Annotated in this window: 16 protein-coding genes; 5 read left to right on the forward strand and 11 right to left on the reverse strand. The window is 55.8% G+C overall.

All coding sequences use genetic code 11. From position 1 onward, the window contains the following. Positions 1–107: 107 nt before the first annotated feature. Entirely contained in the window at positions 108–1,055 is a 948-nt protein-coding gene (locus G536_RS0105600; RefSeq protein ID WP_022822606.1) for a hypothetical protein, read from the reverse strand. 127 nt (positions 1,056–1,182) lie between these two features. On the opposite strand from G536_RS0105600, the gene G536_RS0105605 reads away from it, so the two are divergent. Both G536_RS0105605 and kdsA read left to right on the forward strand, forming a co-directional pair. Then, on the forward strand, positions 1,183–1,788 hold the full coding sequence (locus tag G536_RS0105605; RefSeq protein WP_022822607.1) for a methyltransferase domain-containing protein: 606 nt from the start codon (positions 1,183–1,185) through the stop codon (positions 1,786–1,788). A 146-nt stretch (positions 1,789–1,934) separates the two neighbouring features. Beyond that, positions 1,935–2,759, forward strand: a complete 825-nt coding sequence (gene kdsA, locus G536_RS0105610) for a 3-deoxy-8-phosphooctulonate synthase (protein ID WP_022822608.1) — start codon at positions 1,935–1,937, stop codon at positions 2,757–2,759. An 81-nt stretch (positions 2,760–2,840) separates the two neighbouring features. On the opposite strand, the gene G536_RS0105615 is transcribed toward kdsA, so the two are convergent. Continuing rightward, entirely contained in the window at positions 2,841–3,671 is an 831-nt protein-coding gene (locus G536_RS0105615; protein WP_022822609.1) for an O-methyltransferase, read from the reverse strand. Between the two features lie 103 nt (positions 3,672–3,774). Next, positions 3,775–4,161, reverse strand: coding sequence for a Co2+/Mg2+ efflux protein ApaG (gene apaG, locus G536_RS0105620; protein WP_022822610.1), 387 nt, complete (start codon positions 4,159–4,161; stop codon positions 3,775–3,777). 110 nt (positions 4,162–4,271) lie between these two features. On the opposite strand from apaG, the gene G536_RS0105625 reads away from it, so the two are divergent. Then, on the forward strand, positions 4,272–4,937 hold the full coding sequence (locus G536_RS0105625) for a uracil-DNA glycosylase (RefSeq protein WP_022822611.1): 666 nt from the start codon (positions 4,272–4,274) through the stop codon (positions 4,935–4,937). A gap of 137 nt (positions 4,938–5,074) precedes the next feature. On the opposite strand, the gene lepB is transcribed toward G536_RS0105625, so the two are convergent. From lepB to G536_RS0105655, 6 genes are all read right to left on the reverse strand, one after another. Next, positions 5,075–6,256: a signal peptidase I gene (lepB, locus tag G536_RS0105630; RefSeq protein WP_022822612.1), complete on the reverse strand. Its 1,182-nt coding sequence runs from the start codon at positions 6,254–6,256 to the stop codon at positions 5,075–5,077. Positions 6,257–6,377: 121 nt separating this feature from the next. Continuing rightward, positions 6,378–7,097, reverse strand: coding sequence for a 4-hydroxy-tetrahydrodipicolinate reductase (gene dapB, locus G536_RS0105635; protein WP_022822613.1), 720 nt, complete (start codon positions 7,095–7,097; stop codon positions 6,378–6,380). A gap of 92 nt (positions 7,098–7,189) precedes the next feature. After that, positions 7,190–7,846, reverse strand: coding sequence for a DUF5683 domain-containing protein (locus G536_RS30380; RefSeq protein ID WP_051166846.1), 657 nt, complete (start codon positions 7,844–7,846; stop codon positions 7,190–7,192). A gap of 110 nt (positions 7,847–7,956) precedes the next feature. After that, positions 7,957–8,919, reverse strand: coding sequence for a ParB/RepB/Spo0J family partition protein (locus G536_RS0105645; RefSeq protein ID WP_022822615.1), 963 nt, complete (start codon positions 8,917–8,919; stop codon positions 7,957–7,959). A 221-nt stretch (positions 8,920–9,140) separates the two neighbouring features. Beyond that, complete coding sequence (locus tag G536_RS0105650) at positions 9,141–9,950, reverse strand: ParA family protein (protein WP_022822616.1); 810 nt, start codon at positions 9,948–9,950, stop codon at positions 9,141–9,143. Between the two features lie 105 nt (positions 9,951–10,055). Further along, positions 10,056–10,736, reverse strand: a complete 681-nt coding sequence (locus tag G536_RS0105655; protein ID WP_022822617.1) for a metal-dependent hydrolase — start codon at positions 10,734–10,736, stop codon at positions 10,056–10,058. Positions 10,737–10,823: 87 nt separating this feature from the next. On the opposite strand from G536_RS0105655, the gene G536_RS0105660 reads away from it, so the two are divergent. Together G536_RS0105660 and G536_RS0105665 are read left to right on the forward strand one after the other, a co-directional pair. Then, positions 10,824–12,497 (forward strand): ABC transporter substrate-binding protein, encoded by a 1,674-nt coding sequence (locus G536_RS0105660; protein ID WP_022822618.1) that lies wholly within the window; start codon positions 10,824–10,826, stop codon positions 12,495–12,497. A 38-nt stretch (positions 12,498–12,535) separates the two neighbouring features. Next, positions 12,536–12,967 (forward strand): putative quinol monooxygenase, encoded by a 432-nt coding sequence (locus tag G536_RS0105665; RefSeq protein WP_022822619.1) that lies wholly within the window; start codon positions 12,536–12,538, stop codon positions 12,965–12,967. An 84-nt stretch (positions 12,968–13,051) separates the two neighbouring features. Here G536_RS0105665 and G536_RS26450 read toward each other — a convergent pair whose 3' ends face one another. Next, entirely contained in the window at positions 13,052–14,062 is a 1,011-nt protein-coding gene (locus tag G536_RS26450) for an EthD domain-containing protein (RefSeq protein ID WP_022822620.1), read from the reverse strand. Positions 14,063–14,122: 60 nt separating this feature from the next. Further along, complete coding sequence (locus G536_RS0105675; RefSeq protein WP_022822621.1) at positions 14,123–15,190, reverse strand: SDR family oxidoreductase; 1,068 nt, start codon at positions 15,188–15,190, stop codon at positions 14,123–14,125. Between the last annotated feature and the right edge of the window lie 87 nt (positions 15,191–15,277).

Below are 15,277 nucleotides of genomic sequence, written 5' to 3' on the forward strand. Positions count from 1 at the left end.
AAAGTGCGTGTATTCTTGACCTGCTATTTTGCCGCCCATACATAGTAGCAATAAAAAAGGCTTGCCATTTGGCAAGCCTTTTTTATTGCTAACTGAAAGCCGAAGCTCTATTTGAGCGTGAAGGTGGTTTTACCAATCATGACGCCGCCTTCATACAACTCCACAGTGTGTTGGCCGGTTTTGTAGGCTGCACCTTTGGCATAAAGAAACTGCACCGGCTGGCGCGTATTGTCAAATACAATATCCTGCTTGGCAGTGTAGAAGGCTTCGGAGCCGTCCACCATGAAAGTGCCACCGCCCGTGCTTAGGTTGTATAGGGCCGAGCCATCAGGCTCAATCAGGCGCAACATAATCTGCTTGGTTTCCTTCGGCGATACGTCGTTGCGGGCTAGGTTGAAGCTGATTTTAACTTTCTCCACCCGCTTGGCTTTGAATTCGTTTTCATCATCGGCTTTTTCCTTGTCACGTGAGTTCAACACACCTACCCTAATATTCTCGGCCTGCAAGCGTGAGGCTACGGCCACCTTCTCGGTCAGCTCCTGATTGGAACGGGCGATGGTGCTGATGGTGTCTGTGAGCCGATTCTGCCGGTCTTTGAGGGTAGTGGTTTCAGTATAGAGAGCTTCGTTATCGGCTTTTAACTGCGCAATTTCTTCGTCTTTCTTGCGTAGCTGAGCCTCAAAATTGACTGCTCGCTGCTTGAAGCGCTGCTGCTCTTTAATGGAGAAGCTACCCGCTTTGAAAGAACGCAGCTTCAGCAAGTCGGCGTTGATAGAGGCAATCTTAGATTCCAGCGAATCGTTTGATAAGCCCATGGCCTGTACTTCCTGGCTTTGGCGCTCGAAATCGGCTTTCAGGGTTTCGTACTGCTTGATCTGGTCTTCCAGCTTGGCATCCTTCTCTTTCACCTGTGTGGTAAGCTGCTCGTTTTCCGCGCTTTTCTGCCGGTTCATCCAGTACAACACACCGTTGATGCCCAACAGCACCAGGGCCAGGGCCAGAATGAGTAGAAAACGGCTATTGTTCTGGGGAGCTGGACTTGGGACTTGTTCCATTACGAGGGGGGTTAAATGAGAACCGGACAGGCCGGGAGTGCGGTATCTTTATCCGCAAACAAACGAAATTTTACCACAAACTGATTTCTGTCTACTGAATCAGTTGCACGAAATGTACGAGGTCTGCATGAAATCAGCCATCCAACTTGACGAAGCATACTGGCGCGGGCGCTATGCCAGCCACCAAACCGGTTGGGATACAGGTGCCATAACGCCCCCGCTGCGCGAATATTTCGACCAGTTGGGTGCCGCTGATGCGCGCCGGATTCTGGTGCCCGGCGCCGGCCGCGCTTACGAAGCCGAGTACTTGCACCGGCAGGGATTTTTGGAAGTGTTGGTAGCCGACCTGGCCCCGGAAGCCTTGCAGGCGCTCCAGCAGCGCGTACCTGATTTTCCTGTGGCCCATCTGCTGCATCAGGATTTCTTCGCGCTTGCGCCCACGCCACCATTCGATTTAATAGTGGAGCAGACGTTTTTTTGCGCCCTCGACCCAGCCCTGCGGCCCGCTTACGCGCAGCAGTGTGCCCGCCTGCTCAGACCCGGCGGAACCCTGACCGGCCTGCTGTTCGAAGCCGATTTCGGTTTGTCGTCGGAGCCGCCGTTTGGTGGTACCCGCGCCGAATACCGAGCGTATCTCGAGCCGTACTTCCACTTTGTTCACTTCGATACCGCCTACAATTCGTTGCGGCCCCGGCAGGACCGGGAACTGTTTATTTGCCTGAAGAAAAAGTAGCGTCAATTCAGCTAGTGGCTTAGAGTCTGCCTTTGCTTGCCCGGCCCGGTGCCGGCAGGCAAAGAGGATACGCTACCTTTGAGTTGCTGAGAATAGGCGGTGCCGACTGGCGCCACCTACAGCGTGTGCATTCCAGACCTGTTCCCATGCTCGAGCTCCTCGCCAACACCCTGCCGCATTTCCGCAACACCAATTCCGGTCAGTTTTTCCTGATGGCCGGGCCCTGCGTAATAGAAGGCGAAGACATGGCCCTGCGCATCGCCGAGAAGGTGCGCCACATCACCGACAAACTCCAGATTCCATACATCTTCAAAGGCTCCTACCGCAAAGCCAACCGCTCCCGCCTCGACTCGTTTACCGGTATCGGCGACGAAAAGGCCCTGCAAATTCTGGCGAAAGTCGGCCGCGAAATTGGGGTGCCTACCGTTACCGACATTCACGAATCGGGAGAAGCAGCGCTGGCAGCCCAGTACGTGGACGTACTGCAAATACCGGCCTTTCTGTGCCGGCAGACCGATTTGCTGATTGCCGCCGCCGAAACTGGTAAGGTAGTCAACATCAAAAAAGGCCAGTTTCTCAACGGTGAAGCTATGCAGTTTGCCGTAGACAAAGTACGTCAGTCGGGCAACCAGCACGTCATTCTTACCGACCGGGGCAACTCGTTCGGTTACTCCGACCTAGTAGTGGACTTCCGCAACCTGCCCGCCATGCGCGACTTTGGCGTGCCCGTGGTAATGGACGTAACGCACTCCTTGCAGCGCCCCAACCAAAGCAGCGGCGTGACGGGCGGCCAGCCTGCCCTCATTGAAACCATTGCCAAAGCCGCCATTGCCGTCGGCGCCGACGGCTTGTTCATCGAAACGCACCCTACACCCGCCACGGCCAAGTCGGACGGGGCCAACATGCTAGCGTTGGACAAGCTGGAAGAGTTGTTGGTGAAGCTGACGAAGGTGCGCGAGGCAATCAGGTAACTCGTTTTTCGTGGTTCGACTGTTGTTCAATTTGCCCTACAGGCCAAGTTGAACAACAGTCGAACCATGAAAAACGAACCCCTACGCCGACAGCTGTTTCACGCTGTTCAATACCTTGTCAACCACATTATTGAACCGGAGTTGGAAATGCTGCCGAGGCTGATTGCGGCGGAAAAACACCAGACCCACGAAAAACAGGTCGATGGTAAGGCGTACTTCCGGGTGCTGCTGCACGTCAATCCAGGCCCGTTCCATGTCGGCGGACCAATGAATGTCATCGAGCACGAACACGCTCCGCTCGGTGCGGTGCGCGGCGCAGAGGTTGAAATAGCGCAGGGTCGGCTCGTAACGGTGGTTGCCATCGAAGAAAGCAAAATCCAGGGGCTCCGTGAGGGAGGCCAGGGTAGGAGCAAGGGTTTCGTCGAGGTTGCCTTCCACCAGCTCTACATTCGACAGGTGCAGCTGCTCGAACGTCTGGCGAGCCACGTTGGCAGTATTCAGGCAGCCCTCAAACGTGAGCACCCGGCTGCGAGAGTCAGCGGCGGCCAGATAAGCCGTGGTAAGCCCCAGGGAGGTGCCCAACTCCAGAATTGTGCGTGGCTGAAAGTGGTTGACCAACCGGAACAGCAACTGTGCCAGCGCGATAGGCTTGGCAGCGGTGCGGGCTATGTCGCCAATGCGGCGCTGGCGGCCGGCCCCCGTGTGCGACCCGGCCCCAAAGTCGCGTACTTCAAGCAACTGGCGGTTGCGCAACAGCTCTTGGCGGCGGTGCTCAATAGGCTCGAAAGCTGCAAACTGTCCGCTGTGGTGGATAACGTAGTTATAGAGCCCAAAAACAAACGGGGAATGCAGCCCATGCGCATTCCCCGAACGGAAAAAAAATCGAACGTAACTAAGAGCTTGAAAGAGCAAGAGGTTAAAAGTTGAATGGCTGAATTGTTAAATGGCTAAGGTTCTACCACGGTTGTTGAACGACCAGCCATTTAACAATTCAGCCATTCAACCATTCAACAAATCAGTTCAACCGATACGGCACTACCAGCGTGAACTCCGGAATTTCGACCGTAAACACGCTGCCATCGGCTAGGCGCTCCATTTCGTAGGTGCCGCGCATCTTGCCCAGCCCCGACTTCAGGTTACAGCCCGACACGTACTGGTGGGCGTCGCCGGGCTCTAGTACGGGTTGCTGGCCTACCACACCTTCGCCTTCCACTTCGCGTACCACTCCATTGGCATCGTATATATACCAGTGGCGACGCAACAGCTTCACGGTATATTCGCCGTTGTTGCGGATATCAATCTTGTAGGCAAACACGTAGTGTTCTTGGCCGGGGCTCGAATAGTCGGGCAGATAGTTGGTCGTGACGCTCACGGTAACGCCCTGCGTGGTGGTCGTATTCATGCTGAATGATGCGGTGTGGGTTAGACTAACAGCCTGGGCCGGAAATTGGTTTATGTACGCAGCCGGGACCTTTCTGGTCCGCCTACCCCACAATAATTTCTTTCCAACGCATGAATGTAAAGATAGAAGAAAGCTGGCGCAAGGTATTACAGCCCGAATTTGAGAAACCGTATTTTCAGCACCTAATTGCTTTTGTGCGTGGGGAATATGCAACGGCCACAGTGTACCCACCAGGTCCACAAATTTTTCACGCCTTTGATGCGTGTCCGTTCGAGGCGGTGAAGGTGGTTATCCTGGGCCAGGACCCCTACCACGGCAAGGGCCAGGCCCATGGCCTCAGCTTTTCGGTGGCCGAGGACAAACGCACCCCACCTTCCTTGCAGAATATTTTCAAGGAATTACAAGACGATTTGCCCGGCACCCCGCCCGCGCCCAACGGCAACCTTGACCGATGGGCTCAGCAAGGGGTACTGCTGTTGAATGCCACCCTCACGGTGCGCGCCGCCGAGCCGGCCAGCCACCAGAAAAAAGGCTGGGAGCAGTTCACCGACGCCGTTATTCAAAAAATATCCGAAGAAAAGCAGCACGTTGTGTTCATCCTGTGGGGAGCTTACGCGCAGAAGAAATCAGAACTGATTGACGAGCGGAAACACCTGATTCTGAAAGCGGCGCACCCCTCACCCTACGCCGCCGACCGGGGCTTTTTCGGCAGCAAGCCTTTCAGCAAAACTAACACCTACCTCCAAGAGCATAAGTTGAACCCCATCGTGTGGTGAAATTCAGATTTTGTGGATGATTTTCTTCCAAACATGATTGCCAACAAAGAAGGCTTGCCATTTGGCAAGCCTTCTTTGTTTCATTGAAACCGGCTGTAAAATCCGAGCCATCCGATAAATCTGTGGAATCCGCGGTTCTAGTTGATGGTGTTGAACAGGCGGTTCCAGCGGATTTTGTTGAAGAAGTCGGCATAGGGGTCCACTGACATCCAGATTAGCACAGCCTTGCCTACGATGTGGTCTTCGGGTACGAAACCCCAATAGCGCGAGTCCAGCGAGTCGTGGCGGTTGTCGCCCATCATGAAGTAGTAGTTCTGCTTGAAGGTGTAGCTCTTTAGGGGTTGGCCGTTCTGGGTCAGCACTCCGTTCTGCATCGTCACGCCCTCATTATGCTCGTAGCGCATAATGATTTTCTGGTAAATAGGCGTGTTTTGCGGGGTGAGTTGCACGGTTTGGCCTTCCTTAGGCAATTGTAGCGGGCCGTAGTTGTCTTTGTTCCAGGTGTTGATGGGTTGAGGCGTACTCTGCGGGTAATCGGGATTGTTCGGAAATACCTCGGCTTCGGCCTGGCCGGGCGCGGCTTTGTCCTGAATAACGGCTTTCACGTAGGGTTGCTTCCGGAAGAAGTCGGCGGTAGCGGGTGTGGCATCAATCATGAAGGTAGGCTCCTGCATGCCGTAGAGCGGCTCGGGCTTACCATCGGGACGGTTGAAGTTGGTAACGTGCTGCGCCTGAAATGACTTGTACAAATCATCATTGGGCTGGGGTACTTGCAGAAAATACCGGTTCTGGCTTTGCGGCGGGTTGCTCATCGGCTTGCCGTTGATAAACACCTGCGTATCCTTGATTTCCAACACGTCGCCGGCTACGGCCACGCACCGCTTGATGTAGTTGGTGCGCAGGTCGGCGGGATGCTGGCTTTCGAAAGGCACATTAAACACCACCACGTCGCCGCTTTTCACTTCCGAAAAGCCCGGCAACCGATAGCTCGGCAGCTGAATAGCATCGGAGTAGCTCTTGAGGCCGGTGCCCCACAGCGTTTGGTGCGTGAGTGGAATTTGCAGCGGCGTTTGGGGCGTGCGTGGCCCGTAGTGCAGCTTGCTCACAAACAGGTAGTCACCCACTAGGAGCGAGTCCTCCATCGACGGTGTCGGAATGGTGTAGGCTTCGAAGGTGGCCCAGCGGATAAGCGTGGCGGCTACTACGGCAAACAGGATGGCGTCGCCCCATTCCCGCCAGAAGCTTTTCTTCTTTTCAATGGGCTTATTGGAAGCGGCAGCCGCTTTCATGCGCTCTTCCCAGGACTGTTGTACGGCCATACGAATTCAAGTAGTCGAAATACAGCACCAACTTAAGCCGGTGCCCGATTGGTAAATATAGCGGCTTGCCAGCTAGGGCCTATCTGTGTTGTGCCGAAGCCTGTATTAAATCCACAGCGGATTAAATGCCCAGCAAATCTTTCATGCCAAAAACGCCCTGGTGGCCGGGTAGCCACTCGGCCGCCAGCAAAGCACCATCCACAAACCCGTCGCGCGAATGAGCCTCGTGCTTGAGTTCCAGCGTGTCGGCCTCCGAGGTATACGTAACGATGTGCGTGCCTACTACTGCGCCGGTCCGCTCACTGAGCACGGCTAGCTCGTGGGGAGCTTGGGCGGCCTCGTTGCGCCAACTAGTTTTGGCTGGGAAGTGCCGCAGAATGGCTTCAGCCGCTGTAAGGGCGGTGCCGCTAGGCTGGTCTACTTTCTGGGTGTGGTGAATTTCACGTACCTGCACATCATAGCCACCAAACTGATGCATTTTGGTGGCTATGTACTCGTTGAAGTGAAAAAACAGATTGACGCCAATGCTGTAGTTGGACGCGTAGAACAACGAGCCATCCGTTTCCTGGCATAGCTTCACGGCCTCCTGGAAATGGTGCAGCCAGCCCGTCGAGCCGCTTACCACCGGTAGCCCCTGGCGTAGGCAGGCCTGAATGTTGGCAAAGGCCGCGTCGGGGTGAGTGAATTCAATAGCGGCATCAACAGTAGCCGGGTCGAAATCCGTGATACTAGCTTCAGGAAAAGCGGGGTCGATAATACCAACAATTTGGTGGCCGCGGGCTACTGCGCGGGCCTCAATAGCCCGGCCCATTTTGCCGTAGCCGATCAACAAAAGCTTCATGTTATTTATACTGTTGATTGCTGAATGTTAGTTGTTGATTATCTGCGTGTTGAAATACAATAGCGGATAATCAGCAACTAACATTCAGCAACTCATTTAAAAGTGAGTGTAACACCGATGCCCGGCGTAACGGCCGCCGTGGGAATGTGCATAAAAGTTGGCTCCCAGCGCAGGCTAAGGTCGTCACCGATGTCGAAGTCCTGTAGATGTGCGTCTACTACAGCATCCAGAATCTGTGCCGCATGAGCCAAGGCAACATACGCAATGAACACATCGCGCTGCCGCCGGTAAACATTAATGCCCCTGGCTATCTGAGTATCGGTTAGGTCGGCGGTGAACTTACCGTTGTCCACAGTGGCTGAGTTTCCATCGTTGCGTATCTCCTCGGCCCTGACAAAGGCTTTGTAGCGCGTTTGGTAGAACAGCTCGCCGTACAGCGTCCCGCCAACCGCGCCATACACCAGCGGGAGCTTCCACCAGCGCCGATTATAGATCTGGCCAGCTCCAGGCAGCAGCGCCGACAACAGGCCCGCTTTACTGGGCTTCGTCATCTTCAGGCCAAATAGCATTGCCGTACGGCGTACCGAATCGGGTACCACAGTAGTGCTTACTTGGGCTGAGTCAGGCCCTGCGGTTACCACAGTTGCAGGTGTAGGGGACGCTACCTGGCCATGCGCTTTTATTACCAAGAGCGGTAGCGCTAGCAGGAAAGTAGCAGCTATAGTGCGGAAGCGGAAGTGAGGACGCATACTAAGGACAGGAAACAACGAATAGAGAATGATGATAACGCCAACCGCTACCCCTTAGTCTGTATAAGCTGACTAGCGGCTCTGCCATCATGCATTCAGGCTGTTGCCTCTTATGCGGGTTGCAAAATGTGTAAAATCCGCTGCATGTCCTCTACCGAATCGAAAGCAATCTTGATTTCACCGCGGCCCTGCGGCCCCGGCTTCACCATTACCCGGCTACCAAACCGCTCCGTCAGGTGCCGCTCGGTGCGGCGCAGTTCGGCTACTGGTACCTGCCCGGCCACTTCCTGGTCGGGTTTGGCGGCCGCAGCACCGGGCTTTTCCACTGGGCTCAAACCAGCGCGTACCAGTTGTTCCACTTTCCGCACCGACAGCTCTTCGGCCAGAATGCGGTGGAAAAGGGCTAACTGCTGCTCCGGATTTTCGATATTGATGAGGGCACGGGCGTGGCCCATACTGATGGCTGTGTCGCGCAACCCAATTTGAATATCGGGTGGGAGCTTGAGCAGGCGCAGGTAGTTGGTCACGGTCGAGCGGTTCTTGCCCACCCGGTCGCCTAACTCTTCCTGCTTCAAGTTACACTCGCTCACCAGCCGCTGATAGCTTAGCGCAATTTCAATGGCGTTGAGGTTTTCGCGCTGAATGTTCTCGATGAGCGCCATTTCCAGCATCTGCTGGTCGTCGGCCTTCCGGATGTAGGCCGGAATGGTATCGAGACCTGCCAGCTTGGACGCCTGCAAACGCCGTTCCCCGCTGATGAGCTGGTAGGCGTTGGTGCCGGTCTGGCGGACGGTTACGGGCTGGATAATGCCCTGCACCTTAATGCTTTCGGCCAGTTCCTGCAAGGCATCCTGGTCGAAGTGGGTACGGGGCTGATAGGGGTTTGCCTCAATGTGGCCTACTGGAATCATGCCCACTGAGTTTATGGGGTGAGGCACCAGGCCGACCCGCTCGCTCTTCTTTTCGTAGCTGCCTTCAATCAGGGCATTCAAGCCACGGCCTAAGCCCCCGATTTTGCGTTTGGCCCCCAGAGCCCCCGCCGGCACAGATTTCTCTTCTTGCTTGTCTGACATACCTACAATCCACCTTCCCGCAATGGCACGGGAAAAAGCAGGATTCAAAAATACACAAACGCCGGGGAAGGGCAGGGTATTTTGTTCCACGAAAGTAAAATAACCGTGGAACGTTAACTTGGAATGCTGAGAGTCAGGCGCCAAGCCAACTTATGGTGCCCTATATACGACAACAGCCCACGAGTTTCGTGGGCTGTTGTCGTATAAATAAGAGGTGAAAACTATGCCGCGGCGTCTTCCGAGGCTTCGGAGGTGCCGGCCGCTTCCACGTTCTTCTCCACTATCTCGCGAGCTAGGTTCAGGTAACTGATGCTGCCTTTGCTTTCAGCGTCATGCATGATGACCGGGATGCCGAAGCTCGGCGACTCGCTCAGCTTTACGTTGCGCGGAATAATGGTGTCGAACACGAGCTGCTGGAAATGCAGCTTCACTTCTTCCACCACTTGGTTGCTCAGACGCAAACGCACATCATACATCGTGAGCAGAATACCTTCAATTTCCAGGTTTTCGTTGAGGCGGCTCTGAATGATTTTAACGGTGTTCAGCAATTTACCCAAGCCTTCCAACGCAAAATACTCGCACTGCACCGGAATGATAACCGAATGAGCCGCCGTGAGGGCATTTACGGTAATCAAACCCAAGCTTGGTGAGCAGTCGATGATGATGAAGTCGTACTGCTCGGCGAGGGGCCGCAGGGCGTCTTTCATCTTCTCCTCCCGGTTGGGCAGGTTGATCATTTCCACCTCAGCCCCTACCAGGTCGATGTGGGAGGGCATGAGGTCGAGGTGAGGCAGGATGTTGGTTTGCAGGATGATATCCTGAGCGTTGATGCCATCCACCATGCACTCATAGATGCTATTTTCGATGTCCTTGGGGTCGAAGCCCACGCCGGAAGTGGCGTTGGCCTGCGGGTCGGCGTCCACGAGGAGCGTCCGGTACTCCAGCGCCGCCAGACTGGCCGCCAGGTTGATAGCCGAAGTGGTTTTGCCCACCCCGCCCTTCTGATTGGCTACCGCAATGATTTTTCCCATGAGAGTTATTGAGGCTTTTAGCTGATGGCTGTTAGCTACTAGCTTTTCAAGTTGAGATTGAAATGAAAAAAGCTAACAGCCAATAGCCATCAGCTACTAGCTTTTTTACAAAGTAACGGTTTCCCCAATTTTCAGCAGCACCAGCTCTTTGCCGGCCTGACTGGCTTTCTGCTGGGCTTCTTCCTGATTAATGACGATGGCAGGAAACGTATCGAAGTGCATGCCGATAATCTTCTGAGCACCAACCCAATCGGCAGCAATCAAGGCATCATCAATGCCCATCGTGTAGTTGTCGCCGATGGGCAGGATGGCAAAGTCCAGCTTGTACTGCTCACCCAGCAGTTTCATGTCGTAGGTGAGGGCAGTGTCGCCGGCGAAATACAGGGTTTTGCCTTCGGATTCCACCACGAAACCCGCTGCAATGCCACCATACGAGCCGTCGGGCATGGAGCTGGAGTGCAATGCGGCCACCATTTTCACGGTGCCGAACGGTAACTTCACCTTGCCGCCGATGTTCATGCCGTAGTTGGCTTTCAGGCCCTTTTCGCCAAACCAGCCTACCACCTCGGCAATGCCTACTACCTCGGCGCCGGTGCGCTTACCAATGGCTTCGGCATCGGCTACGTGGTCGGCGTGGCCGTGGCTGAGCAGCAGGTAATCAGCTTCAATCGTATTGATATCGATGTCCTTAGCCAGCGGGTTTGGGCTGATGAAGGGGTCGAAAAGCACGCGGCTACCTCCGGTTTCGAGCAGGAAGCAGGCGTGGCCGTAATAGGTAAGTTGCATAAGAAATGGAAAGTGGCTGGCCGGCGGCAGGAGGCAATGGCCAGAGCGGGTACCTTTGTTGCAAATATACGTGATTCCGCCTTTCCCATGCCCTTGATTTCGCGTCTGGTTTCCGGTTATGCTTTCGTATTGCTAGCGGCATTAGTCGGTTGCCAAGGGCCCGCGCCCGCCACTGAGGCCCGCCGCGTGTTCCGCTACAACCAACCCGAAAGCCTCACTTCGCTGGACCCCGCCTTTGCCCGTAACCAAGCCAATACCTGGGCTACCACCCAGCTTTACAACGGCTTGGTGGAACTCGACGACAGCCTCAAGCCCGGCCCCTCGGTGGCCCGCCGCTACGAAATAAGCGCCGACGGCCGCCACTATACCTTTACGCTCCGGCCTGATGTGCGCTTCCATGATGCTGACGTATTTGCGGGCGGCAAGGGACGGCGCGTGACGGCGCAAGATTTTGTGTACAGCTTCAAACGGCTGCTTGATGGTGCTACGGCCAGCCCCGGCGGCTGGATTTTCCGGGGCAAGGTGCTGGAAAACACCCAGGGCGAGCCTTCTGATACCGCCTTCGTGGCCGTGAATGATTCCACCCTGCGCATTCACTTGCAGGAGCCGTTTATCCCGTTTCTGGGGATGCTGACGATGCCCTACGCCTACGTGGTGCCGCGTGAGGCCGTGCAGAAGTACGGCAAGGATTTCCGGGAGCATCCGGTGGGTACGGGGCCGTTTCAGTTCAAGGAGTGGGACGAAGGCAACGCCATCATCTACCACCGCAACCCCAACTATTGGAAACGTGACACCCAAGGCAAGCAGCTGCCCTACCTCGATGCGGTACAAATCAGTTTCATTCAGGACCGCAAAACTGAGTTCCTAACGTTTCAGCAAGGCAAGCTGGACTTCATTAGCGGCATCCGGTCCGGGTCGCGCGACTTGATTCTGTACCCGGATGGCTCGGTGCGCGACGACTTTAAAGGCAAATTCCGGCTGCAAAAAGTGCCCTACCTGAACACCGAATACTTGGGCATGCAGCAGGACCCCGCCAACCTGCGCGGCGACAACGCCGAAACCGGCCGCGCCCTGCGCGACAAACGGGTGCGGCAGGCCTTGAACTATGCCCTTAACAAGCCGGAATTTCTGGCTTACTTCGTCAGCAACATCGGCTTGCCCGGCAACTCGGGGTTCGTGCCGGCTTCGTTGCCGTCGTTCAGCGCGAAGCTAGTGCCGGGCTACACCTACCAGCCCGATAAAGCCCGGCAGCTGCTGCGCGAAGCCGGCTACGGACCTGGTAAGCCGTTGCGCCTACGCCTGAGCACAGTAGCCGAGAGCAAAGAATACTGCGAGTACTACCAGAAAAAGTGGGCCGAAATAGGCGTGCAGGTGGAAATTGACGTGAACCAGGGGGCCGCCCACGGCGAGCTAATCGACAACGGCCGCGCCGCCTTTTTCACCCGCAGCTGGCTCGGCGACTACCCCGATGCCGAAAACTATCTGGCCTTGTTTTACAGCAAGAACTTCGCGCCGGCAGGCCCCAATAAAACCCACTTCAAAAGCACAAAATACGACCAGCTCTACGAGCAGGCGCGCCTAGAGCAAAACCTAGAAAAGCGCTACGACCTGTACCGCCAGATGGACCGCATTGTGGTGGAAGAATGCCCGGTTATTGCGCTGTACTACGACGAAGTGGTGCGCCTCACCCAAAACAACGTGCAAGGCCTCACGCCCAACCCCATGAACCAACTGGTGTTGGAGCGCGTGCAGAAAAACTAATATATATCTTGCTGATAGCAAGAAAAACACGAAAGCATATGAACGCCACAATCATAAACCCACTGCTTCACGGCTTGCGCCAGATTTTTCGTCGTGGATGGTTACTGGCGGTGTGGGGGCTGCTGTTGGTAAGTGGCAACGCAGCTGCTCAGGCAAAAGACCAGCTTGTACGTCTGGCGAAGCTGGAAATCCATCCGGCGCAGCTGGCAAGCTATAAGGCGGCACTTAAAGAGGAAATCGAAACATCACTCCGCGTCGAGCCGGGTGTTATTACCTTGTATGCTGTAGCTGAAAAAGACAACCCGAACCGTATTACGATTCTGGAAATCTACGCCAGTCAAGCCGCTTACAAGTTACATATCCAAACGCCCCATTTTTTGAAATACAAGGTGGGCACCAAGGAAATGGTGAAGTCGCTCGAACTTATTGAAACGGTTCCGGTAGTGCCTAGTGCGCAGGTGAAACAATAAAGCAAAACCGGAGGTGGCAACTCCCCATTACAGGAAAGTTACCACCTCCGGAACACTATACGGCTGAACTAGGCTGCTAGAAGCCTAGCGTCGGGTGGCCAACTCAGGCAGCAACCGGTTGATGACAGAGTAGTTCAGGCCGCTCCAAAATTCAGATTCCGCCAGATCAATGAACGACGCCTCGTCGGCCTCAATAGCGCGGTAGTCATCGGTGGCGAGGTAATCCTCCACATCGTTCATGCTGGCAAACCCGAACACCGAAATGGCGTCCATGCGGCTGCCTTCAGGGTCGTATTGGGTGGAACCGATGTTGTGCAGCTGGGCATAGCGGCGCACGTAAGTATGCGTAGCAGGCTGGGCTAACACCACCTCGGTGTGCTCCTGAAGCAGCCGCTGCTGGAAGGCTTCGCGGCTGAACTCGGGCTGCCGGTAATGAATCTTTACCAAGCTAATTGGGTCGCGGTGCGCGGTGCTGGGCAGGATAATGTACTCGCGGGTGATGGAGCGCGTTACCATGCGGAAAGCCGTTTGCTCGTCGGCTACCACGCGCTTATCGTACTGCGGCTGCTTGAGCACCCGGTTGATGTCGGCTTCGCTGGCATAGGCAATGTAGGCAAAGCCGTCCCAGCGGGGGCGGTGGTAGGTAGGCACCTGTGCGTACGGGTCGTCCACCAGCTTCTTATCAGCTGTAACCATGGCGTGATACGGCGGCCGGAAGTAGGAGGAAGGCCCGGCCGCCACGCGGTGAATCTGGTCGTAGCGCAATACGGGCTCCGAGGTGCTACCTGGTTCTTCGTATGCAAACTTGGGGCCGTGCACTTTGCGCCAGTATTCGTCCCAGTGCTCGAAAGCCAGGTTGCCGTTGGCTTCCAGCGCAATTTCGTTTGGCTCCGCATCAGGGTTTTCCAGTGCTTCGCCGTGAATGCTGCGGGTGGCGCCTTCGTCGGTGGGCCGCTCGGCGCGGGGGGTAGCATCGGCCCGCGTCAGGAAGGTGGGCGTAACAATGAGGGGCTCAGTGGTGGTGTGGTAGCTGGCCCGGTACGGCGGGCGGTGCCGGTTGTCGGCCGAAGAATCGATGGGCGTGGTGGTAGTCATAACAGTAGTAGAGCAATAACAGACAGAACGTAGCAACAAGCGCTTAAACTGGCGTGCCGGCTATGGAATGAGCCGGTCTTGCCGCAGCTGCGCAAACAAATCCAGGAACGACTCTTCGGTGGACTGGTACACGTGGAAGCCCAGCTTGCGGCTCTTCGTCATATCGGTCATAACTTCCAGTGGGCGTCCTAAATCCAGGTCGGTGTGCCAGGGCGAAGCCAGTTGGCTGAGTTCTGGTACGGCTAGCTGGTGGCGCTCCGCCAAGGCTTGCCACGTTGCTTTGCTGCCGGCCATTTGCGCTTCCAGCGGGTGCACCGTGCCATCGAAGCCGCGGGCTTCCACGCCAAACCAGGCTGCCAACCGGGGCCACAGCCAGCTCCAGCGGAAATAGTCGCCGTTTACGATGTTAAACGCCTCATTGCGAGCGGCTGGGGTGGTAGCCGCCCAAGCCAACTGTTTGGCAATAACGCGGGCATCGGTAACGTCGGAGAGGCCGTTCCACTGCGCTTCCGAGCCGGGCCACTGAAACGGCTGGCCCGTTTCTTTGCAAATGCTGGCGTACACGGCCAGGGTGGTGCCCATGTTCATCAGGTTGCCCACGGCCTTGCCAATAATGGTGTGTGGGCGGTGAATGCTCCAGCCGAAACCGTCGCGAGTGGCGGCAGCGTACACCTCATCTTCCTGCGCGTAGTAGAAGTTGTCGATTTCCAGGCGAGGCTGTTCTTCCCGGAATGGCGTGGCCGGCAGCGTACCGCCTTTGGCATACGCTTCAAACGGCCCCAAGTAATGCTTGAGTCCCGTAACCAACGCTACGTGCTGCACCGTGCTCTTGGGGGAAAGTGCCGCCAGAATGTTCCGAACCAGCGCGCTGTTGACACGAATGTTCTCGACTTCGGTGTCCTGGCGCATCCAGGTCGTAATGAACACGTGAGTTGGGTTTACGTCGGTTAGCGCCACTTCCAGGCTGGTGGGGTCGAGCAGGTCGGCGGCTACTGGGTGCAGGCCCAGTATGTGTTGCGGCGGGCGGCGGGCCAAGCCGTACACTGTCCAGCCCGTTGTAAGTAGCTCTTGGGCCAAGTTGCTGCCGACAATACCGCTGGCCCCAACAATCAAAGCAATTCTATCCATGGTCTTAAAAGCAAAAGGAAAATCGTTATTTCACAACAGCCTATACGTAGCGTTTTCCTGCCCGACCGAAGCAGGGGCAGTAGAAAA

The organism is Hymenobacter norwichensis DSM 15439, assembly GCF_000420705.1.
GTDB classification, from domain to species: domain Bacteria; phylum Bacteroidota; class Bacteroidia; order Cytophagales; family Hymenobacteraceae; genus Hymenobacter; species Hymenobacter norwichensis.